Genomic DNA, 19,400 nt, shown 5'->3' on the forward strand with positions numbered 1-19,400 from the left:
CTACATATATTTAACTCATGATGCGACATTTTATTGGATTACTTATCCTACCCCTTTTCAGTTTCCATTTTGGCGAAAGCCAAACCCAGCAACTCCCCAAGGATTACTTTGTCAATCCGCTGGATATTGACTTGATTCTAAGCGGTACTTTTGGCGAGTTGCGCTCTAATCATTTCCACAGCGGATTGGACATTAAAACAAATCAGCGCACTGGCGCTCAAGTCCATGCCACAGCTGCAGGATATGTTTCTAGAATAAAAATTGAGCGATATGGTTATGGAAAAGCACTTTACATTACCCACCCTAACGGTTACACCAGTGTCTATGCTCACTTGGAAAAATTTGCCCCCAGAATCGAGGCTTACGTCAAAAAGAAACAGTACGAAAAAGAAAGCTATACGATTCAACTCTTCCCCAACGATTTAGAACTGCGGGTAGATCAAGGTGAAGTGGTGGCTTATAGTGGAAATTCAGGCGGAAGCGGAGGACCCCACTTGCATTTTGAACTACGTGATGCTGCTGCCCGACCTATGAATCCAATGATGCTAGGTATCCAGGTCCCTGATTCCAGACCTCCTTTGGTCAAGCAAGTAAAAGTATATCCCTTGGATGAAAGTTCTACCATCGATGGAGAAAACAAACCTAAACTCTTACGCATAATTCCTATGAAAGGTGGAAGGTACAAGGTGGAGTCATTCCGCGCTTACGGAGAAATAGGCATAGGAGTCAATACCAATGACCAACAAGATGGTGCCTATAACCAGAATGGGATTTACAACGTATGTACCACATTCAACGGTTCCAAAAATTTTGAAATGACCTTTGATAAATATGCATTTTCTGAAACCCGATACATCAACCAGATGATCGATTACGAGCATTTTAAAAACACCAAAAGCAGAATCATGAAGCTCTACGTCCCCAAAGGAAGCCCGCTGAGTCTTTATGAAGATCATGTGAACGATGGCGTACTGCAGCTCTATGAGGATGGAGCTACCCATACCTATCAAATTCAAATCAAGGATTATCAAGGTAATTTAAGTCAGATCGACATGAGCATTACAAATGATTCAATACCTAGCGAATTGTACGTAGATGCCAACCCTAACCTCACCTTTGTGAGTCATTCGCAGACCTACAGTCAAAAATATGGGCCATTTGGATTGACCATCCCTAAAGGGGCACTGTATGAGAATGCGCTTTTGGACATCACACAGCAAGGCGACACGCTTAAAATACATGAGGACCTCATTCCCCTGCATAAAAACATGCATATTTCATTTGAGTTGGATGCCAAGGTGCAGGACAACCTTAACCAGTATTACATAGGCAGAGTCACTGATTGGGGTGCGGTATATCACGTCAACACTAAACGCAAGCAAAACAAATTAACGGCCAGCACGCGTACACTGGGAACATATGCCATCAGTAAGGATGATACTCCACCCACAATTAGTCCGGTGAATTTTGACAGAAATGCTTGGATCAGCTGGAATAAAACTCTGAAAATCAAAATCGCCGATGCTGATACGGGTGTGGATGGTTATCGAGCCACCGTCAATGGCAAATTCATCCTGATGGAATACGATTATAAAACTGGTGTACTTACACACGATTTTGCAGATGGCGTCGTTACAGATACCGAAAACCAACTCAAGGTAATTGTGACCGATAATGTGGGAAATAGCACTACATTTGAGACCACTTTTTACCGCAAAAGCTAGAATTTGAGATATTACCTTTTGATCATCACCCTGATGGCCTGTTCCTGGGCCAGTGCCCAGAACGCTATCATCCAGGGTATAGTATTGGATGAAAACAATCAGCCCATTGAGAACATCAATGTAAATGTTGTAGGAACATCCTTGGGAACTACAACTGATGCGACAGGCTTTTATAGGCTTAGTGTTCCTAAAAATAACGAGTTCACCCTGCGTTTTAGTTCGATAGGCTTTCAACCAGTGGAGCTGCAAAACCTTCAATTAGATGGAAAAGCAGTTTTTGAATTTAATCCAGTGATGAGTGACAAGGTCGAACAGATAGAACTAATTACCCTGGAGAATATCAGAACCAGAGATTTCAGAGGCATCAGTAATATTGAACCTACCTTGATCAGAAGCATGATCGGCGTTCAGCCTGGTGTAGAAAATTTGCTCAAATCACTGCCAGGCGTCATTTCTAACAATGAGTTGAGTACACAATACGGTGTGCGCGGTGGGAATTATGATGAAAACCTCGTATATATCAATGAAATTCAGGTTTACCGACCTTTTTTAATTCGCAGCGGGCAACAGGAGGGTTTAAGTATTGTTAATGCTGATCTCGTACGGGACGTCAACTTTAGTGCCGGGGGCTTTCAATCCAAATACGGTGATAAATTGAGTTCAGTCCTAGACATCGATTATCGAAGGCCAACCGATTTTGGGGCAGGAATTGACGCAAGCCTTTTGGGTGTCAATGCCTATGTGGAAGGTGACGCTTTCGCGAAAGCGGCTACAGGAATACTAGGCTTACGATACAGAAATAACAGTTTATTCATTAACAGCCGGGAAACTGAGGCCATCAGCGTACCCGTTTTTTTTGATGCGCAGACGTATCTCACCTATCAGCTCAATCCCAAATTTGAATTGAGTTTTTTGGGGAACATCGCCATCAATTCCTATGAGTTTACCCCTATTCAATCGCAGACCAATTTTGGAACGGTAGATGATGCACAGGCATTAATTATTAATTACCAAGGTCAGGAAGACGATCAATACGAGACTTACTTTGGTGCCATGAAAGCGAGTTATGATGCTACTGAAAACTTGAATCTAAGATTTATTGGAAGCGTTTATCACACTCAAGAACAAGAGCATTTTGACATTCTCGGGAGTTATCGCATTGGACGCCCCAATACAGATATTGGTGGGAACGACTTGGGACAGGTGGACTTTACCCGGGCAATTGGAAGCGAGCTGGATCACGGTCGCAACGATCTGGACGCGTTAATTGTCACCGCTGAACACCGTGGAACCTTAACCATTGATTCTGAGAAGAAGGAAAAGGATCAATTGGATTGGGGAGTCAAATACAATCTGGAAGACATTCGCGATCGCGTACGAGAATATACTGTAATTGACAGTGCAGGGTTCAACGTAAGACCGCCCAATTTCCCGGCCAATGATGAGCCCTATTTTTCGTTTGTTGCCCCATTGGAGCCTTTTGAGTCTGTGCGGGCTGATAATGATGTGCGTGTCACCAGATTTCAGGCATTTGCCCAATATAGCAGTCGTGGTTACTTAGGACAAAGCGAATTCTTCTGGAATGCTGGTTTGCGGTCTCACACGTGGAATGTGAGTGGAGATGACATTCAAAGTACTACCCAAACTGTCTTTTCACCTAGAGGTCAGGTAGCCATGAAGCCAGCTTGGGAACAAACGGATATGTTATTTAGGTTTTCCTCAGGATTATACTATCAACCGCCTTTTTACCGTGAATTACGGGATCGGCAAGGTGCGGTTGTGCCTGAGGTCAAAGCCCAGCGCTCCATTCACTTCGTGCTAGGAAATGATTGGAGTTTTGACTGGATCTCCCGGGACGGAGAAAAGAGGCCTTTTAAGTTAACCAGTGAGGCTTATTACAAAAGCCTGAGCGATGTGAACACCTACACGTTGGAAAACGTTCGTATTAGATATAGAGCCAACAATGAGGCGAAAGCTTATGCTTACGGACTTGATGTTAGATTGATCGGGGAGTTTATTAAAGGAACAGAGAGCTGGATATCCTTGGGTTACCTCAAGACTGAAGAAAACTTAAATGATCGCGGATTTATCTCCCGCCCTACCGACCAAAGACTGAAAGCCGCATTTCTATTTCAGGATTACGTACCCACCATACCCAATTTGCGAGCCTACCTAAATATGGTGTACAGCACAGGTTTACCTGGCGGCTCCCCCAGCTATGCAGATCCTTATGATTTTCAATTTAGATTGAAAGATTATTTCAGGGCAGATTTGGGAGTACAATTTGTGTTAGTAGACGAAAAGAAAAAGGCCAAAGCTGGCAGCTGGCTCCAAAACTTTGAAGAGTTTTCCATTGGTGCCCAGATCTATAACATTTTTGATTACGAAAACAATATATCTAACCTATGGGTTCGCGATGTAGCTACCAGTTCGCAGTATGCGGTACCAGTGCGCCTGACGCCAAGGGTTTTTAATCTGCGTTTAATTGCCAAAATGTAGGTGAAGGAAACTGATCATTTAAAAATCAGATGACATGGATGGCATTGGATGGAGGCTTAAGTAGATGTACAGTACTCAAAAGGGATAACTCAACCGACTTTCAGTATTATCTAACTTTACCCATCTTCATTCTCAATCTTACCGCTCAGAACTTACCGCCACCCCTTCCAGATACTCCAGCAACACGTTGACTACGTAATCAAGCTCATCTTTTGTGTTGAAGATGGAAAAACTGAATCGCAAGCTAGGTTTTTGCAAATCCTCTTCAGGTAAGATACTGGAAAGTACGTGGGAACCTTTTTGGGAGCCACTTTGACAGGCACTACCTTTAGAACAGGCGATGCCCTTGAGGTCCATGGTAAATAACAACATCGCCGCTTTATCGGCTGGGCAAGGGAGGCAAACGTTAAGCAAGGTATAGGTGCTGTTTTCGTGATCGCCACATTTGCCGTTGAATTTGACCCCAGGGATTTTTTCGGTCAATTGGGTTTTAAAATAATCCTTTAAGTCTTGAACATACGCGCGATCGGCTTCTAGGTTGTCATAAGCCATTTGCAACGCCAGATCCATTCCCACAATATTGTGCACACTTTCTGTACCCGCACGAATCCCTCGTTCTTGTGATCCACCTAAAATTAGAGGCTTTAATCCAGTACCTTTTCTGATAAAAGCAAAACCTACACCTTTAGGTCCATGAAATTTATGCGCACTCACTGCCGTAAAATCAACTGGTAGCTTATTCAGATCCATTTCATAGTGACCAATGCTTTGCACGCAGTCACTGTGAAACAAGGCATTATATTTTTTGCACAAAGCACCAACTCGATCTATATCAAGACGGTTTCCGATTTCGTTATTGATATGCATTAGGGAGACCAATGTTTTCTCATCACTGCTAGACAATAAGCGCTCCAAATCCAGATAATTAGGCGTACCGCAGTCTTGCAATTTTACTTGCACGACTTCGGTTCCATATTTCTGGGCACAATAATCGACGATATAAAGAACCGCATGGTGCTCGATGGAGGTGGTGATAATGCGTTTGACCCCAAGGTCACGAATACAACTGTGAATCGCCAAATTATCAGCTTCAGTTCCACCAGAAGTAAAAATAATTTCGGCAGCAGAAACATTGAGTTGCTTGGCAATATTCTTACGTGCATTTTCAATGAGTGATTTAGCAGATCTACCATAAGCATGGGTACTGCTGGGGTTTCCGTAAGAATCTTGCATTACCTGGGTCATTCGTTCAATGACCTCAGGCCTCATTTGTGTCGTGGCCGCGCTGTCTAAATACACTTGTTTCATATCGCAAAAGTAGAATATTTGCCATAAATTACCCGTTTTAAGGCTTGATATTGATTACCTACTTTTGTATCCATGAAGAAATTGCTATACCTTTTAATTCCTATCGTTTTACTGGGTTGTGACGATGGAGATATCATTACTAACGACTTTGAATTTGAGGGTATTGCCCTACAAGCTTGTGAACCCGCCCAGGTGGGAACAAATATTGAATATGTGTTTCATAAAACTGATAATACGAATCGGGAAAGTTTGGTGCTGAGTTTCAATGCCAATGATGATATTCTTGTTTCCGATGGTGTGTTTGGCCCATTCAGTTTAGATACAAACAACAGCTTCCAGTACAGACGTTTTAACGAGGCACCAGGAAGTGACTATTATTGTAACAGTGTTCCCCCAGTCACCCCTAGGGTGGTGGAAACACTAGATGGTGAAGGTGGTCGTTTCCAGATTTTGACCGTAGCCGAAACCCCTGATGATGACATAGACGGTATTCCAGCAGATCAAGAATTAAATGAAGATACTGATGGTGATGGAATCATCAATGCATTGGACAGCGATGATGATGGAGATAATGTTCCTACAGCGGCAGAAGGTGTGGTTATTATAGATGGAGTGATCGATATGACACTGAGCCGAGACACCGATGGCGACGGCCTATTGGATTACTTGGATAATGACGACGATAATGACGGAATCCTGACGATTCAGGAAGATCTCAACCGAAATTTAAATCCGACCGATGACCTGACTGGTGGCTCCAGTAATTACCTCAATCCGAATGCCTCAGTCTCAGCCAGCCCAGAGATTAGCGCGTATAATATTCACATTTTACAGCGAAATGCCAGGGTGAGTATTATGTTTGAGGACTTGGTTTTAGCCAACGAAGAAAAGGAAATACTATTGAGTGAGTTTGATTTTGGAGACTACTTGAGCGGGATGTTTTCAATCACTTTTACACCAGCATTCAACTAGTTGATTTTACTCTGATAGATGTAAACTTCTGTAGCACCTCTACCGTATTTCTGGAAGTCGGCGTCGTAATAGGTGACCTCGGAATAGCGATCTAACAAGAATTCTAATTCCTGCCTTAAAACACCTTGCCCTACCCCATGTATAAAAACCAATTTTGGAACACGTTCCCGAATTGCCCATTCCAGGCGATGACGAGCCGTATCGATTTGTAGATTAAGTTTGTCGTAGGCATCCATTCCTTTCTCATTTTTGACCAATTGATGAATGTGCAGATCAATCTCGACCGCGTGGATTTGGGCAGCACGCTTCTTGGATTGGCTCCTGGAGAGAGATTTTTTTGCTACGGTTTCTGGCTTGACTTCAACATGTTTGATCTCAAAAGATCGGTCGTGAATTAATTCGCTCACGTTAAACAAGAGTTCCAAGCCCTCTTCAGTTCTGATCGTAATGCTTTCCGCTTTCGCGAAAGCGACCACACCAGCCAGATCCTCATCTACAACCAACACACGATCACCCTTTTTAAACTGCTGCATCCTTATCTCCTTTCTCTTTTTGATCAAGGTGATCGTCCTTGTGACTCACCCAATGTTTACTTGCACGATAGGCTCCGACCATCAAAAATATTAATCCAATGATTTTGAAATAGATAAGAACACCGGGAACAACAAAGGCATAAATCGATAAAGTACCGCCTAAAATTATCAGAAGCCCGTTGAATGGTTGTTTAAAGCTGTGTTTAATCGACATTTTAAATCGTTTATCTAATTGATTACAAAATTCTATAAACTTTACCAAAAGGTTGGTTTTTAGGCAAGAATATGTTATATTTTTGTCATGCTAAAAGTTTATTCCATGAAAAAACTTATACTTTTTATAATTATTTGTGCTTGCGCAGCTCCGGCTTCCATGGCACAGCTCACCGTAAAGGGAGATAACTTTGTGTTTTCCAAAGGTGTAGATATTTATGTAGAGAATGAAATTAATTTAATCGACGCAGATTCCCGCTTTTATTTAAGGGGTGAGGCTGAATTGATGCAGGAAAATGATGTCCCGAATGAAGGGAATGGCTTTCTCTCTATTTATCAAGAAGGAACTGAAAGTAACTTTACCTACAATTATTGGTCTGCTCCAGTAAGTGATAACAGCTCTGCAACCGATGGAAATGTGGGTTTCATTGCTACCGATCAGATTTACTATCCTGTGCATGCAGATCCTGCAATTCCAGATGACTTTACTATTGATGCAAACAATGCGACCATACTACCCTATAACCAAGTAAATGGTCGAACTGATGATGGTTCGCCCAGCAATCCGTTAGAGATTGCAGGAAGATGGCTTTGGAAATATGACAGTTCGATCAGTTCTACCTCTGGATATGCTGGATGGCAAATCATCAACGGTGGTCAAACTGTACCAACTGGATATGGTTTTACCATGAAAGGAGTGGCGTCAAGAGCTGGTGATACGCCTAACTTACGTTCTTTTGGCTTGAATGCTGGACAGCGTTATGATTTTAGAGGTCGCCCGAACAATGGAAGAATTGAGGTTGGTGTTGGAAATGATAATACATCTGTAATAGGGAATCCATACCCTTCTCACCTTGACCTAAAAGAATTTTTGGAATTGAATGCCAATGATACGGGCAGTATCCCTGGATCTGACATGAGAATTGATCCTATAATGTATTTCTTTGACTCTCAAGATACTGGGTCCCATTATTTGACTAACTATAGTAACGGGTATGGTGAATACGTACCTAATGGATTTAATCGTACTGCTGGTGAATATGACAATGATGGTGCGTACATACCTCCTGTTTGGAGACGATATGACAGCGCTGGTAATATCATCTCAGAAAACAGTGGTACGGGTCCTGTTGCTCCTCCAGGGACAACGAGAAGATACCTTCCACCAGGACAAGGCTTCCTAATTTCGCGAACTAACACTTCATATGTTAACGCCAATGGTTTTACAGTTGCACCTACTCCCGCTTTAACGCCTGGTGTAACAACTGGAGGCTTTAGTGCAAGCTATCCAGGTGACTTTGCGTATTTTGAAAATTACATGAGGATGTTCTCGGATGAAGGCATTGATTCCTATTTCAAGGCTTCTCCCGCCAACGGAACACCCCAAAATGCGAGATCTTCCAGAGTGGTGCCTATCCTTAAAATGAATGTTGTTGTAAAGGATACTTTCACGAGACCAATTTATCTTCAGTTTGACGATAGTGCTAGTTTGAACGATTACGACGCAGGTTGGGAGACTTACATATCAAGTATGAATCCCTCTGATATTTACCGCACACAAAGCGACGGCCGTCCATATTCTATGACTACGCAATCGTACAACGAAGACATGCGTATACCATTGGAAGTACATGTGGCTAGTAACGAGACTGCACCAGTGACCTTTGAATTCGAGATGAAGGAGATGATCAATTTTAATCCTCCTCATGTTTACGTATACGATAGCGTAACTGATACCTATCATGAGATCAGCAATGGTAATCATATTGTGAGCGTAGCACCTGGAAACTACAGTGACCGTTTTGAGATCACTTTCAAAAACACCAGTGGTACTTTAAGTACAGATACTACCAATTACAATGGTTTCCAAGTACTTCAAAACAACAGAAGACAAGAATTGACAATTTTGAATCCAGAATTAAAAGACGTAGCTAATGTAGCTCTTTATGATTTGGCTGGACGACAAGTATTTGCTCAACCACAAACACAAGCACAGCAAAATTATAGTTTTGAAACTGCTGGTTTGAGTAGTGCCATCTACATTGTCAAAATCACTACACAGAATAATGAAGAGGCTGCTGTTAAAATCAGTGTAGCCAATTAATAAAATTTTTTCTCATGGATGATAGCTGGATGCTACCTTGTATGAGCAAACAAATGTTTGGAATGGACTGTCCTGGATGTGGTATTCAGCGGTCCATTTCTCTTTTGCTACAAGGTAATATTGTGGACTCCTTCCTGATGTACCCCGGTTTGTTTCCGGGTATTTTTTTGTTTGTCTTTTTAATTTTTGACTGGTTTGTAGATACAAGGCATGGTGAAACGATAAAATTGTGGGCCACCATGATCACGTTGGGTACTATTCTCACCAACTTCTTTGTCAAAATGGTAGTTTGAAAAAAATATTGTAACATTGTTATGGTTACACTTACTAACAATTAAAATCAACCTTATGCAAAAATTAAACACTACGCTCGTTTACATTCTTTCGGTAGTTGGATTTCTATGCTGCTGGTGTTTTGGAATCGGATTAGTCGCTTCCATCATCGCCTTTGTCATTGCATCTAATGAACTCAAAAAATACGCAGCAAACCCAGAAGCTTACTCCAATGGTCCAGCTATGAAAACAGCCAAAACTGTTGCACTGGTCGCGTTAATCATTTCTGGTCTAGTTACCGTTTATCAAATCTACAATTATGCAACTACTACTGACGAAGAAAGAGCTGCACAACAACAACAGATTTATGATATGATGGGGATTGATGATCCTTATGGAGAGTAACAACGATTAGCAAGAGCAGAAAACCATGCAAAAATTAAACACCACCTTAGTTTACATTCTTTCCGTAGTTGGATTTCTATGTTGCTGTATTGGTATTGGAACCATCGCTGCCATCATAGCCGTTGTGATCGCCTCTCGCGAACTCAAAAAGTACAATCAGGCGCCAGATGACTATGTAAATGGACAAGCAATGAAAACTGCTCGTGTGGTCGCCATTGTATCCTTGGTATTATCACTTATCGGATTGGCAATTTTCATTTGGATTCGATTAAATCCGTGCCTATTCTTTGAATGGTACATAGGTCTGTTAGAAAATAATCCTAACATGCCAGCAGAATCAATGGATCAGATCTACCAAGCTGCAGAGAAAGCAGGTTGCAGGTAGTTAAATGCTCAAGTTATCTTTTATCAAAAGCCGTCTTTTATTAAGACGGCTTTTTAATTACTTCATCATGTCTACCCAAACCAACCTATTCATTAAGTAAGAAAGAATATTGTCAATACCAGGAACTATTTGAAAGAATTCTACGGTCACAGCTTTCCATAAGCTTTTTGTCTTAGCATCTTCTAAAACGGTCTTTAGATATTACGCCAAATTGTAAATAATACAATAACAACAAATACACCCATAATCAGCAATGGATGATTGATCTTTTGACGAAATGGATGGAAGCGTAACTGGGGCACGTATTCAAAAACACCCACCAGAATGGCAAATGGCACTAAAACAAATAAAAGCGGATTGAACCAAAACGCCATCCTCCAATCACCTTGAAGAGCAGCATGAACAGCCCGCTGTGATCCACAGCCCGGACAATCATAACCCGTAATCATTTTACTCGGACATTGAGGAAAATAAGAAGATTGTGCAGGATCAAAAAAGTAATAAAGCGTTAGTACGGCGATAAAAATAACCGCTATCCCAACGCCTATCCACATTCTTTTAGTGAAGCCCATCCATTACGGCGGCGAAAACACCAAATACAAAGCATAAACCAATGACCACAACTCCGGTCAATGCTGCAGCAATCACCCATTTTTTTGCAGTATCTGAAGCTTGAATGGCGCCCTGAATATCTCCTACTCGATGTCGGCTCTCAACCTTTGAACTGTAGATGATAGCTATAATACCAAAGATTTGACAACACAAAAAGGTGACTAAAATTGATTCCACGAGCCACGTTTTAGGTGGTGGCCCGTAAGGTTGGTTCTGGTTTTCCATATTAATTAAATGCAATTAAGGTTTTGATAATTATGTCGATACATTCATCCAATTGTTCCATTGTCATCACCAAAGGCGGCGCAAATCGGATGATATTTCCATGGGTAGGTTTAGCTAGTAGTCCATTGTCTCTAAGCTTTAAACAGATATTCCATGCCGTATCACTATCCTCACTGTCATTAATCACAATGGCATTGAGCAGACCGCGACCGCGCACAAGACTAACGGTGTCAGTAGTAGCAATGTATTCATTCATTCGTTGACGGAAATGTTTACCCAATTTCCTGGCGTTTTGCGCTAGTTTTTCGTCCTTCACCACGTCCAGTGCGGCGATGGCAACAGCGGCAGCGACTGGATTACCTCCAAAAGTACTCCCGTGTTGACCAGGTTGTATTACATTCATGACCTCGTCATCAGCTAACACTGCACTTACCGGATAGGCTCCTCCAGAAAGTGCTTTTCCTAAGATTAAAATATCTGGTCTCGCATAGGTTTCTTGGCGTTCACAGTGCCCCTCACAGGAACAGTTTCCACACACCGCCAGCAAAGCACCGGTGCGGGCAATTCCAGTTTGGATCTCATCGGCCATAAAAAGGGCATTGTATTTCTTACATAAAGCGCGAGCTTTTTGCATAAAATCATCAGCGGGCGTGTAAACACCTGCCTCCCCTTGGATGGGCTCTACCAAGAAGCCAGCGATATTATCTCCTTGCAGTGCCTCTTCCAAAGCTTCGGTATCATTGTAGGCTACTTTAATAAATCCAGGGGTATAGGGTCCAAAATTTTTGCGGGCACCTTCATCATTGGAAAAGGAAATAATCGTAGTGGTACGTCCATGGAAGTTGTTCTCACACACAATTATATTGGCCTCTTTCTCATGAACGCCTTTTTTCTCATAGGCCCATTTTCTGGCAATCTTAATCGCGGTTTCTACCGCTTCGGCTCCTGTGTTCATCGGAAGTACCTTGTCGAAATTAAAGTATTCGGTCATGTACTTTTCATAAATCCCAAGCTTATCATTGTGAAAAGCGCGAGAGGTCAAGGTTAAGGTTTTGGCCTGCTCGTGCATTGCTCCTACGATGGCCGGATGGCAATGTCCTTGATTAACCGCACTATAAGCACTCAAAAAGTCAAAGTATTTTTTACCATCTACATCCCAGACACACACGCCTTCCCCCTTGTTCAGAACCACCGGTAGCGGGTGATAATTATGGGCGCCATGCCTGTCTTCCAAATCAATAAAATGTTGTGCTTTACTTTGCGTATCTATACTCATTAATGCTGTTTTTCGATAATATCGCAATTTAAGGATTTGACCAGGCAGAATAAAATTTAATCCTCAAAGAATTTGCGAACATCCTGTTGTTTTCGCGCCAACTTATTTCCCTAAAAACTCACTAAAACCATGGAATTGCCTTAATTTTGAAGCCTATGTCCAAAAGAAGAAAAAGGGCTCAAAAACGCTTTTTAAATGTTCCTGTGGTCGACGCAGGTGCCAGAGGAAAAAGCGTTGCCAAAACTGATGAAGGCGAGGTGATATTCCTCACCGATGCCGTACCCGGAGACGTGGTCGATATCCAAACATTCAAGAAAAAACGCTCCTTCTATGAAGGCAAAGTGACCCATTACCATCGCTTATCTGATCGTCGTACAGAACCAGTTTGTAAGCATTTTAAAGTTTGTGGGGGTTGCAAGTGGCAACATATGGCCTATGACAGTCAGCTCTTTTTTAAACAAAAAGAAGTGGCAGAAAACCTGAGACGTATCGGACATCTGGAGCTGCCAGAATTCACACCTATCGCTGGTTCATCACAGCAATACCACTATCGCAATAAAATGGAATTCAGCTTTTCGGCCAATAGATGGCTGACATTGGAAGAAATCCAAAGCGAAAAAGCCATCACAGACAAGAAGGCCTTGGGCTTTCATATTCCTGGTATGTGGGACAAGATTCTCCACCTGGATGAATGTCACCTGCACCCAAAAATTGGTGAAGACATTAGGTTGGCAGTCCACGCTTTCGCGAAAGCGGAAAACATTTCCTACTTCGACCCGAGAGAAAAAACAGGCAACCTGCGCACCTTGATGCTGCGTATGTCGAGTACGGGAGAAAACATGGTGGTGATTCAGTTTTTTAAAGATGCGCCGCAACAGAGAGTTGCTCTACTAGAGCACTTAAAGGAAAAATTCCCAGAGATAACTTCCCTTCAATACATCATTAATGAGAAGGCAAACGATACCATCTACGACCAGGATGTCATCTGTTATCACGGCAGGAACCATATATTTGAAGAAATGGAAGGGCTACAATTTAAAATCAATGCCAAATCATTTTATCAAACCAATAGCCAACAAGCCTACGAACTTTATAAAATCACCAGGGATTTTGCTGGACTGACCGGAAACGAATTGGTTTATGATCTTTATACTGGAACCGGAACCATCGCCCAATTTGTCGCCAAAAAAGCCAAACATGTGGTGGGTATAGAGGCTATTCCCGTGGCCATTGAGGATGCCCGTGCCAACGCTGAGCACAATCAGGTCGACAATACTACATTTCAAGCGGGAGATATGAAAGAGGTATTTACCGAAGAGTTTATCGCAAAACATGGGGAACCCGATGTCGTGATCACTGATCCGCCGAGGGATGGAATGCACAAGGACGTGGTTGCCCAATTACTGAAATTAGAAGCTCCTAAAATTGTATATGTCAGTTGTAACAGCGCAACACAAGCCAGGGATATTGCGTTGTTAGATGAAAAATATAGTATTATTAAAGTCCAACCAGTAGACATGTTTCCGCAAACACATCATGTGGAAAATGTGGTCTTATTAAAATTGAGAAATGAATAGTTACAAACATCTGATCGCCTTAATTATGGCTATTGTGTTGTTGAACTCCTGCAACAGCGACAGAAAAAAGGAAATTTTAGAAAACGACGCGCCTCAAACTATTTACATCGCTGGTCACGTGACGGTAGTTGATTCACTAGATACTGGTAAAATCACTGCCTATGGTTATGATCTAAAAAACCGGGAATCCATCCAGAAAGATACGGAAGTAGATGAACAGGGTAACTTTGTGATTGAACTAGAACAAACCCAGCCCATGCCCCTGACTTTGTATAGCAATAGTGTTATAGAAGTGTTGGCTTCACCTGGGGACAGTATTTTCATCGACTTTAAAGAAGGAGAAGATCCAGAAATCTTAGAGAAAAGTCTCACTTTCAGCGGGTCTCAAGCGACCACACAAGAGCAACTGCGCAAGTTTGAAGAAGGATTTCCGATAAGGATGGATGATTTCTACGCCGCTGATACCGATCTTGATTATAACGACTTACAGGAATTGATCGAAATGCGTAAAGAAGATATTACCGCTTATTACCAAAGCTTTTATACCGATAATACAACCAGTCCGTTATTAATGGATTATCTCAAGGCCAGAGAAAAGTACGGAATGATGAATACAAAAATGGATTATCTTTCCTATGCCGATTATTACGGTAAGCCCATTCCAGATTTGGAAGATGTGTATTTTCAAGAAATGGACAGCCTGCCCGAATTGGAAGAAAAGGATTTGGTCAATAGCATGGTGGTCAACGATGCCCTGCATAATTATGCACTGTACACCAACAGGGTTCTCAAAGAATTACATCCTGAAGCCAGCAATGAAGAACTGGATCGGCTGATTCTTGAACGAGCTGCCGAAAGACGAGGTAGTTTAATGCACCAGCATATGATTGCCATGATGGTCGTGGCAGATTTTGGAGACCACAGTACTGAGATGTATGAAACCAACAGAGAGAAAGTGGATTCTGCTCTAAGTGAATCAGAACTTTTAGGTTTGGTACAAAACAAATACCAGGACACCAAAAATTTGTTGGAACAACCTCAACTACCCGAAGAAGCACAGCTGATGACCTTTACCTCAGAAGATCCAAAACAATATTTGGATGAGATTATTGCTAACGCCAATGGCAAAGTCATCTATATCGACAATTGGGCGACCTGGTGCGGACCTTGTAAAGCAGAGTTTAAAGAAGCTTCTCCAAAATTGCATGAAAAATTTAAAGATCAAGTCGAGTTTGTTTATCTGTGCCATGAAAGCAAGCAACGATCCTATCAACCCAGTATTGCAGAATTTCAGATCAAGGGAAAACACTATTTCCTTGACAAAGAGGAAGGCCGAGTGATTCAACAACAAATAGAACTCGAGGGATTCCCAACCTACACCATATATAATAAAAAAGGTGAGCTCGTCCTTTCTGACTATATCCACAGACCCAGCTATGGACCTACCACTGAATTACTAAGCCAGTTGATCAATGAGTAAAGAGAGTTTTTGGGTGTTGGTCATTTTCTTTTTTGCGGGAATTTCCTCTTGCGAAAAGGATGATTTGTGCACACCAGACCAAGCAGTAACACCCAGATTGATCATCCAATTTAAAGATCAATTCAATCCATTGATGGCTAAGGCGGTGCCCAGTTTACAAGTCAGGGAAATTGGCGCAACAGACTTTGCCCCGCTCAATGACAGTGGAGCGACAATGCTTAGCGAGGTTGACTCCATCGCCATACCTCTGCGCACCAATGATCAGCTTACTAGTTATGACTTTCTGCGTAGAGAGGACGGCAATCTTGATACTGACAATATTGATTTCACCTACGAATTAAATGAAGAATACGTGAGCCGCGCTTGTGGATTTAGGGTGGTTTACGAAAACCTGAACGGCATCTTGAACAACAGTACATGGATTTCTAGTGTAGTTGTCGTTGAACCTCAAGTAACCAACAATACCGATATACATGTGGAAATACGTCATTAGTATATGGGTACTTGCCCTCACAGGCCAATTGACCTGGGCGCAACAAGAAAACCTTCCGAACGCGCAAGCGCCAGACAGTGTGATCTATAAAAAAACCTATGGGTTAAGAGCGGGAATCGACCTGGCCTCTCTCATACGCACTGGTTTGGATGATCAATATTCGGGCTTTCAAATATTGGCTGATTTCAGGTTAAGCCCTAGGCTATATGTGGCGGGCGAACTGGGAAACGAATCTCTAGAACAGGAATTGGATCGCGTGGACTATAAAGGTGCTGGTTCCTTTTTAAAAGCAGGTGTGGATTACAATTTTTACACCAATTGGCTGGATATGGACAATATGCTCTATGGTGGCGCACGTTTGGGAGTAGCCTCCATGACACAGGAACTGCGCAGGTACGATTATAATCTAGACAATGAATACTTTCCCATATTTACCAACGTGGATAACCGGGAATTTGATGGGCTAAGTGCGGTATGGTTGGAAATTCAAGCTGGGGTCAAGGTAGAGGTGCTAAACAATCTTTATCTCACGGCAAACCTCCAATTAAAACGCAGTATTACCCAAGACACTCCTGAGGGTTTTGACAATCTGTTTATCCCAGGATTTGGCCGCACCTTTGACACCTCAGAAATAGGTGTAGGCTATTCTTATGGAATCGTATACAGGATTCCATTGTTTAAAAAGTGATCGATCTCCTTTAGCAAACAAAGAAAGGATTGGCATGGTAAAAGTTCAACCACCAGACAATTCGAGTGAACAGGTCTTATTCTTCCTCCTCCAGACTGGATAAAAGATCATTGCTCTGCAGCAGGTTATACCATTGCACCACCTTTTTGATATCACTGGCATAGACACGTTCCTGATCATACTCAGGAAGTACTTCAGAGAAATAGTTTTCCAACTCGCTTTTTGAGGACTTGTGCGAGATGGCTGGCCCCTTGGATTCCTTTTCGGCAATTTTACTGAAAACCTCCTTGAGCGGGACGTCTTCAGTATAGGTATAAATGGAAATATCCTTAAGAACACTTACGTTGTGGTTGATTCCCACGATAGACGTTTTCTGGTCAATAAGGCTTTCCACGACAAAACCGCTGCGTGCCTTACTCTTTAATTGATATAGTCCGGGCTTACCGGTGATGGATAAAATGTTGTCCAAACTCATAATATTTCTTTTTCAGCGGTGGCAAATATATCGATTCCGCTCTAATTCTTACTATTTACTGCATAATGACCAGATGGCTACTGGTTCGTCATCATGGATTATTGTCTTCCCTTGACATTGGGAAATCTCATACGGTAATCCACCTGCGTTTTCCCTTTCGAAATATTGGCTAGTTTCCCTTTGATCAGTCGTTTTTTTAATCCCGAAAGTTTATCGGTAAACAATATCCCCTCAATATGGTCATACTCGTGTTGGATCACACGGGCAGCAAGTCCTGTGTAGGTTTCGGTATGTTCTTTAAAATCCGCGTCTAGATATTTGATGGTCACTTCTTCAGGACGGAACACGTCTTCACGCACATTGGGAATACTTAGGCAACCTTCATTAAATGCCCACTCTTCTCCTTTTTCTTCCAAAATCTGCGCATTAATAAATACTTTTTTAAATCCGTCAAGTTCTTTGGACTCTTCTGGAGATAACTCAGGATCATCAGAAAAAGGTGTTGTATCTACCAAAAACAGCCGAATGGGCAATCCCACCTGAGGCGCAGCCAGTCCTACACCACTGGCGTTGTACATGGTCTCCCACATATTATCTAAAGTTTCCTGTAGATTGGGATAATCCTTTTCAATATCCTTTGCTTTTTTTCTAAGCACCGGATCACCATAAGCGACAACTGGGTAAATCATAATTGTTGATAGTACTAAATAGCCTGTTTTCGGTCCAGATAAGTTTGTAGGATAATTGTAGCTGCAATTTCATCGACCAAGGCTTTGTTACGTCTTTGTTTCTTTTTCATTCCGCTGGCAAGCATGCTGGCGTGGGCCATTTTTGAGGTAAAACGTTCATCTACTCTTTCCACGAGGACATTCGGGAATTTCAGTTGTACTGCTTCCGCGAAAGCATTAATCTCACCGCCTAATTCACTATCGGTATAATCCATTTGTTTGGGCTCACCGATGACAATAGTGGATACCTCTTCCTCCTGAAGGTAACGCTCTAAAAACCCATTTAATTCTCCCGTGGAAACTGTCTGAAGACCAGAAGCAATAATTTGCAATGGATCCGTGACGGCAATACCGGTACGTTTCTTTCCATAATCTATTGCCAACACTCTTGCCATAGGATTTGCAAAAGTAATCAAATGTAATGTGATGCGCCAATTTGCAATCTAGTGCACCTAACTATATAAGAGTGAAACCATAGACCCATAACATGATCTGACAAGCTGCCATCTGATTTTTAAAAATTTCCGCAGTGAACCCCTCATCATTCTATGGTTTTACTGATTCAGCCTCTCAAATACAAATCAAACCCCATATCTTTGTAAAAAACACCGACTGTGGATCAATTGAGAAATGTCATAGAAAATGCTTGGGAAGATCGTTCCCTGCTTGAAAATAAAGTTACACAAAGCGCTATACGTGAGCTGGTTGATATGCTAGATCGTGGAACACTAAGGGTAGCAGAACCTACCGACAACGGCTGGCAAGTCAACGAATGGGTTAAAAAGGGCGTGGTGCTCTACTTTCCCATTCAAAAAATGGAGACGATAGAATGTGGTCCGCTCGAATTCCACGATAAGATACCGCTGAAGACGGGTTACAAAGACAAAGGCATACGTGTGGTTCCGCATGCGGTAGCACGCCACGGCGCATACATATCCAAAGGTGTCATTATGATGCCCAGCTATGTTAATATTGGCGCGCATGTGGAAGAAGGAACCATGGTAGATACCTGGGCCACGGTAGGGAGTTGTGCTCAAATTGGTAAAAATGTACACCTCAGCGGTGGCGTCGGAATCGGTGGCGTGTTGGAGCCTTTGCAGGCTGCTCCGGTCATCATTGAGGACAATGCCTTTATCGGTTCAAGATGTATTGTCGTTGAAGGAGTACGTGTTGGTAAAGAAGCAGTATTGGGGGCCAATGTCGTTTTGACTGCCAGTACTAAAATTATTGACGTGACCGGCGATGCTCCTAAAGAATACAAAGGAGAAGTACCACCCAGAGCGGTGGTGATTCCAGGTAGTTATGCCAAGGAATTTGCTGCAGGAACCTATAATGTGCCTTGCGCACTGATCATAGGGGAGCGTAAGGAAAGTACCAACAAAAAAACTTCGCTCAACGATGCCCTTAGGGAATATGATGTAGCCGTTTAG

The 19,400-nt window shown here is 42.3% G+C and carries 21 protein-coding genes; 12 read left to right on the forward strand and 9 right to left on the reverse strand.

The window, feature by feature from the left end:
• Window positions 1-17 precede the first annotated feature (17 nt).
• Both EGM47_RS12140 and EGM47_RS12145 read left to right on the forward strand, forming a co-directional pair.
• Window positions 18-1,724 (forward strand): M23 family metallopeptidase, encoded by a 1,707-nt coding sequence (locus EGM47_RS12140; RefSeq protein ID WP_240642439.1) that lies wholly within the window; start codon window positions 18-20, stop codon window positions 1,722-1,724.
• Window positions 1,725-1,727: 3 nt separating this feature from the next.
• A complete protein-coding gene (locus EGM47_RS12145) occupies window positions 1,728-4,223 on the forward strand; it encodes a carboxypeptidase-like regulatory domain-containing protein (RefSeq protein WP_124981087.1) in 2,496 nt (831 codons plus the stop codon).
• Between the two features lie 138 nt (window positions 4,224-4,361).
• Here EGM47_RS12145 and EGM47_RS12150 read toward each other — a convergent pair whose 3' ends face one another.
• On the reverse strand, window positions 4,362-5,531 hold the full coding sequence (locus tag EGM47_RS12150) for a cysteine desulfurase family protein (protein ID WP_124981088.1): 1,170 nt from the start codon (window positions 5,529-5,531) through the stop codon (window positions 4,362-4,364).
• A 72-nt stretch (window positions 5,532-5,603) separates the two neighbouring features.
• On the opposite strand from EGM47_RS12150, the gene EGM47_RS12155 reads away from it, so the two are divergent.
• On the forward strand, window positions 5,604-6,503 hold the full coding sequence (locus tag EGM47_RS12155) for a hypothetical protein (protein ID WP_124981089.1): 900 nt from the start codon (window positions 5,604-5,606) through the stop codon (window positions 6,501-6,503).
• Here the strand turns inward: EGM47_RS12155 and EGM47_RS12160 are convergent.
• Together EGM47_RS12160 and EGM47_RS12165 are read right to left on the reverse strand one after the other, a co-directional pair.
• Window positions 6,500-7,036 (reverse strand): Smr/MutS family protein, encoded by a 537-nt coding sequence (locus EGM47_RS12160; RefSeq protein ID WP_124981090.1) that lies wholly within the window; start codon window positions 7,034-7,036, stop codon window positions 6,500-6,502. The two genes, EGM47_RS12155 and EGM47_RS12160, sit on opposite strands and share 4 nt — an antisense overlap.
• Window positions 7,023-7,298: a hypothetical protein gene (locus EGM47_RS12165; protein ID WP_124981091.1), complete on the reverse strand. Its 276-nt coding sequence runs from the start codon at window positions 7,296-7,298 to the stop codon at window positions 7,023-7,025. Before EGM47_RS12165 ends, EGM47_RS12160 begins: the two co-directional genes overlap by 14 nt.
• 57 nt (window positions 7,299-7,355) lie before the next feature.
• On the opposite strand from EGM47_RS12165, the gene EGM47_RS12170 reads away from it, so the two are divergent.
• The 4 genes from EGM47_RS12170 to EGM47_RS12185 are packed head-to-tail and all read left to right on the forward strand — an operon-like array spanning window position 7,356 to window position 10,416.
• The gene (locus EGM47_RS12170; RefSeq protein ID WP_164510882.1) at window positions 7,356-9,353 is read left to right on the forward strand and encodes a T9SS type A sorting domain-containing protein; all 1,998 of its coding nucleotides are present in this window, start codon (window positions 7,356-7,358) and stop codon (window positions 9,351-9,353) included.
• A gap of 14 nt (window positions 9,354-9,367) precedes the next feature.
• Window positions 9,368-9,646, forward strand: a complete 279-nt coding sequence (locus tag EGM47_RS12175; protein ID WP_124981093.1) for a DUF2752 domain-containing protein — start codon at window positions 9,368-9,370, stop codon at window positions 9,644-9,646.
• 55 nt (window positions 9,647-9,701) lie between these two features.
• The gene (locus EGM47_RS16545) at window positions 9,702-10,031 is read left to right on the forward strand and encodes a CCC motif membrane protein (RefSeq protein ID WP_124981094.1); all 330 of its coding nucleotides are present in this window, start codon (window positions 9,702-9,704) and stop codon (window positions 10,029-10,031) included.
• A 25-nt stretch (window positions 10,032-10,056) separates the two neighbouring features.
• The gene (locus EGM47_RS12185; protein WP_124981095.1) at window positions 10,057-10,416 is read left to right on the forward strand and encodes a CCC motif membrane protein; all 360 of its coding nucleotides are present in this window, start codon (window positions 10,057-10,059) and stop codon (window positions 10,414-10,416) included.
• A 194-nt stretch (window positions 10,417-10,610) separates the two neighbouring features.
• On the opposite strand, the gene EGM47_RS12190 is transcribed toward EGM47_RS12185, so the two are convergent.
• From EGM47_RS12190 to rocD, 3 genes are read right to left on the reverse strand one after another with little or no spacing between them, the layout of a single operon-like run.
• Entirely contained in the window at window positions 10,611-10,970 is a 360-nt protein-coding gene (locus tag EGM47_RS12190; RefSeq protein WP_164510883.1) for a DUF2752 domain-containing protein, read from the reverse strand.
• A 4-nt stretch (window positions 10,971-10,974) separates the two neighbouring features.
• The gene (locus EGM47_RS12195) at window positions 10,975-11,253 is read right to left on the reverse strand and encodes a CD225/dispanin family protein (RefSeq protein WP_124981097.1); all 279 of its coding nucleotides are present in this window, start codon (window positions 11,251-11,253) and stop codon (window positions 10,975-10,977) included.
• 1 nt (window position 11,254) lies between these two features.
• Window positions 11,255-12,529: an ornithine--oxo-acid transaminase gene (gene rocD / locus EGM47_RS12200; RefSeq protein ID WP_124981098.1), complete on the reverse strand. Its 1,275-nt coding sequence runs from the start codon at window positions 12,527-12,529 to the stop codon at window positions 11,255-11,257.
• 155 nt (window positions 12,530-12,684) lie between these two features.
• Here rocD and rlmD point away from each other — a divergent pair, with 155 nt between their 5' ends.
• Genes rlmD through EGM47_RS12220 form a run of 4 tightly spaced genes read left to right on the forward strand, consistent with a single transcriptional unit; the run spans window position 12,685 to window position 16,767 of the window.
• Window positions 12,685-14,106: a 23S rRNA (uracil(1939)-C(5))-methyltransferase RlmD gene (rlmD, locus tag EGM47_RS12205; RefSeq protein ID WP_124981099.1), complete on the forward strand. Its 1,422-nt coding sequence runs from the start codon at window positions 12,685-12,687 to the stop codon at window positions 14,104-14,106.
• On the forward strand, window positions 14,099-15,586 hold the full coding sequence (locus tag EGM47_RS12210; protein ID WP_124981100.1) for a TlpA family protein disulfide reductase: 1,488 nt from the start codon (window positions 14,099-14,101) through the stop codon (window positions 15,584-15,586). Before rlmD ends, EGM47_RS12210 begins: the two co-directional genes overlap by 8 nt.
• Window positions 15,579-16,079 carry a DUF6452 family protein gene (locus tag EGM47_RS12215; RefSeq protein ID WP_124981101.1) on the forward strand — a complete coding sequence of 167 codons (501 nt, stop codon included), beginning with the start codon at window positions 15,579-15,581 and terminating at the stop codon, window positions 16,077-16,079. The genes EGM47_RS12210 and EGM47_RS12215 overlap by 8 nt, the downstream gene beginning before the upstream one ends.
• Window positions 16,060-16,767 (forward strand): DUF6048 family protein, encoded by a 708-nt coding sequence (locus EGM47_RS12220; RefSeq protein WP_124981102.1) that lies wholly within the window; start codon window positions 16,060-16,062, stop codon window positions 16,765-16,767. Before EGM47_RS12215 ends, EGM47_RS12220 begins: the two co-directional genes overlap by 20 nt.
• 76 nt (window positions 16,768-16,843) lie before the next feature.
• Here the strand turns inward: EGM47_RS12220 and EGM47_RS12225 are convergent, their stop codons facing one another.
• The 3 genes from EGM47_RS12225 to ruvX all read right to left on the reverse strand — a co-directional run bounded on the left by EGM47_RS12225 (window position 16,844) and on the right by ruvX (window position 18,365).
• A complete protein-coding gene (locus tag EGM47_RS12225) occupies window positions 16,844-17,242 on the reverse strand; it encodes a DUF5606 family protein (RefSeq protein WP_124981103.1) in 399 nt (132 codons plus the stop codon).
• Window positions 17,243-17,340: 98 nt separating this feature from the next.
• A complete protein-coding gene (gene def / locus EGM47_RS12230) occupies window positions 17,341-17,931 on the reverse strand; it encodes a peptide deformylase (protein ID WP_124981104.1) in 591 nt (196 codons plus the stop codon).
• A 14-nt stretch (window positions 17,932-17,945) separates the two neighbouring features.
• Complete coding sequence (gene ruvX, locus EGM47_RS12235; protein WP_124981105.1) at window positions 17,946-18,365, reverse strand: Holliday junction resolvase RuvX; 420 nt, start codon at window positions 18,363-18,365, stop codon at window positions 17,946-17,948.
• A 219-nt stretch (window positions 18,366-18,584) separates the two neighbouring features.
• Between ruvX and EGM47_RS12240 the strand changes: the two genes are divergently transcribed.
• On the forward strand, window positions 18,585-19,400 hold the full coding sequence (locus EGM47_RS12240) for a 2,3,4,5-tetrahydropyridine-2,6-dicarboxylate N-succinyltransferase (protein ID WP_124981106.1): 816 nt from the start codon (window positions 18,585-18,587) through the stop codon (window positions 19,398-19,400).

Source organism: Nonlabens xiamenensis, from assembly GCF_003865345.1.
Lineage (GTDB): Bacteria > Bacteroidota > Bacteroidia > Flavobacteriales > Flavobacteriaceae > Nonlabens > Nonlabens xiamenensis.

Bases quoted from the DNA above. Each gene is read 5' to 3' on its own strand.
- EGM47_RS12140 (WP_240642439.1), top strand. From the start codon at position 18: ATGATGCGACATTTTATTGGATTACTTATCCTACCCCTTTTCAGTTTC.
- EGM47_RS12150 (WP_124981088.1), bottom strand. From the start codon at position 5,531: ATGAAACAAGTGTATTTAGACAGCGCGGCCACGACACAAATGAGGCCT.
- EGM47_RS12155 (WP_124981089.1), top strand. From the start codon at position 5,604: ATGAAGAAATTGCTATACCTTTTAATTCCTATCGTTTTACTGGGTTGT.
- EGM47_RS12160 (WP_124981090.1), bottom strand. From the start codon at position 7,036: ATGCAGCAGTTTAAAAAGGGTGATCGTGTGTTGGTTGTAGATGAGGAT.
- EGM47_RS12170 (WP_164510882.1), top strand. From the start codon at position 7,356: ATGAAAAAACTTATACTTTTTATAATTATTTGTGCTTGCGCAGCTCCG.
- EGM47_RS12175 (WP_124981093.1), top strand. From the start codon at position 9,368: ATGGATGATAGCTGGATGCTACCTTGTATGAGCAAACAAATGTTTGGA.
- EGM47_RS16545 (WP_124981094.1), top strand. From the start codon at position 9,702: ATGCAAAAATTAAACACTACGCTCGTTTACATTCTTTCGGTAGTTGGA.
- EGM47_RS12185 (WP_124981095.1), top strand. From the start codon at position 10,057: ATGCAAAAATTAAACACCACCTTAGTTTACATTCTTTCCGTAGTTGGA.
- EGM47_RS12190 (WP_164510883.1), bottom strand. From the start codon at position 10,970: ATGTGGATAGGCGTTGGGATAGCGGTTATTTTTATCGCCGTACTAACG.
- EGM47_RS12195 (WP_124981097.1), bottom strand. From the start codon at position 11,253: ATGGAAAACCAGAACCAACCTTACGGGCCACCACCTAAAACGTGGCTC.
- rocD (WP_124981098.1), bottom strand. From the start codon at position 12,529: ATGAGTATAGATACGCAAAGTAAAGCACAACATTTTATTGATTTGGAA.
- rlmD (WP_124981099.1), top strand. From the start codon at position 12,685: ATGTCCAAAAGAAGAAAAAGGGCTCAAAAACGCTTTTTAAATGTTCCT.
- EGM47_RS12210 (WP_124981100.1), top strand. From the start codon at position 14,099: ATGAATAGTTACAAACATCTGATCGCCTTAATTATGGCTATTGTGTTG.
- EGM47_RS12215 (WP_124981101.1), top strand. From the start codon at position 15,579: ATGAGTAAAGAGAGTTTTTGGGTGTTGGTCATTTTCTTTTTTGCGGGA.
- EGM47_RS12220 (WP_124981102.1), top strand. From the start codon at position 16,060: ATGTGGAAATACGTCATTAGTATATGGGTACTTGCCCTCACAGGCCAA.
- EGM47_RS12225 (WP_124981103.1), bottom strand. From the start codon at position 17,242: ATGAGTTTGGACAACATTTTATCCATCACCGGTAAGCCCGGACTATAT.
- def (WP_124981104.1), bottom strand. From the start codon at position 17,931: ATGATTTACCCAGTTGTCGCTTATGGTGATCCGGTGCTTAGAAAAAAA.
- ruvX (WP_124981105.1), bottom strand. From the start codon at position 18,365: ATGGCAAGAGTGTTGGCAATAGATTATGGAAAGAAACGTACCGGTATT.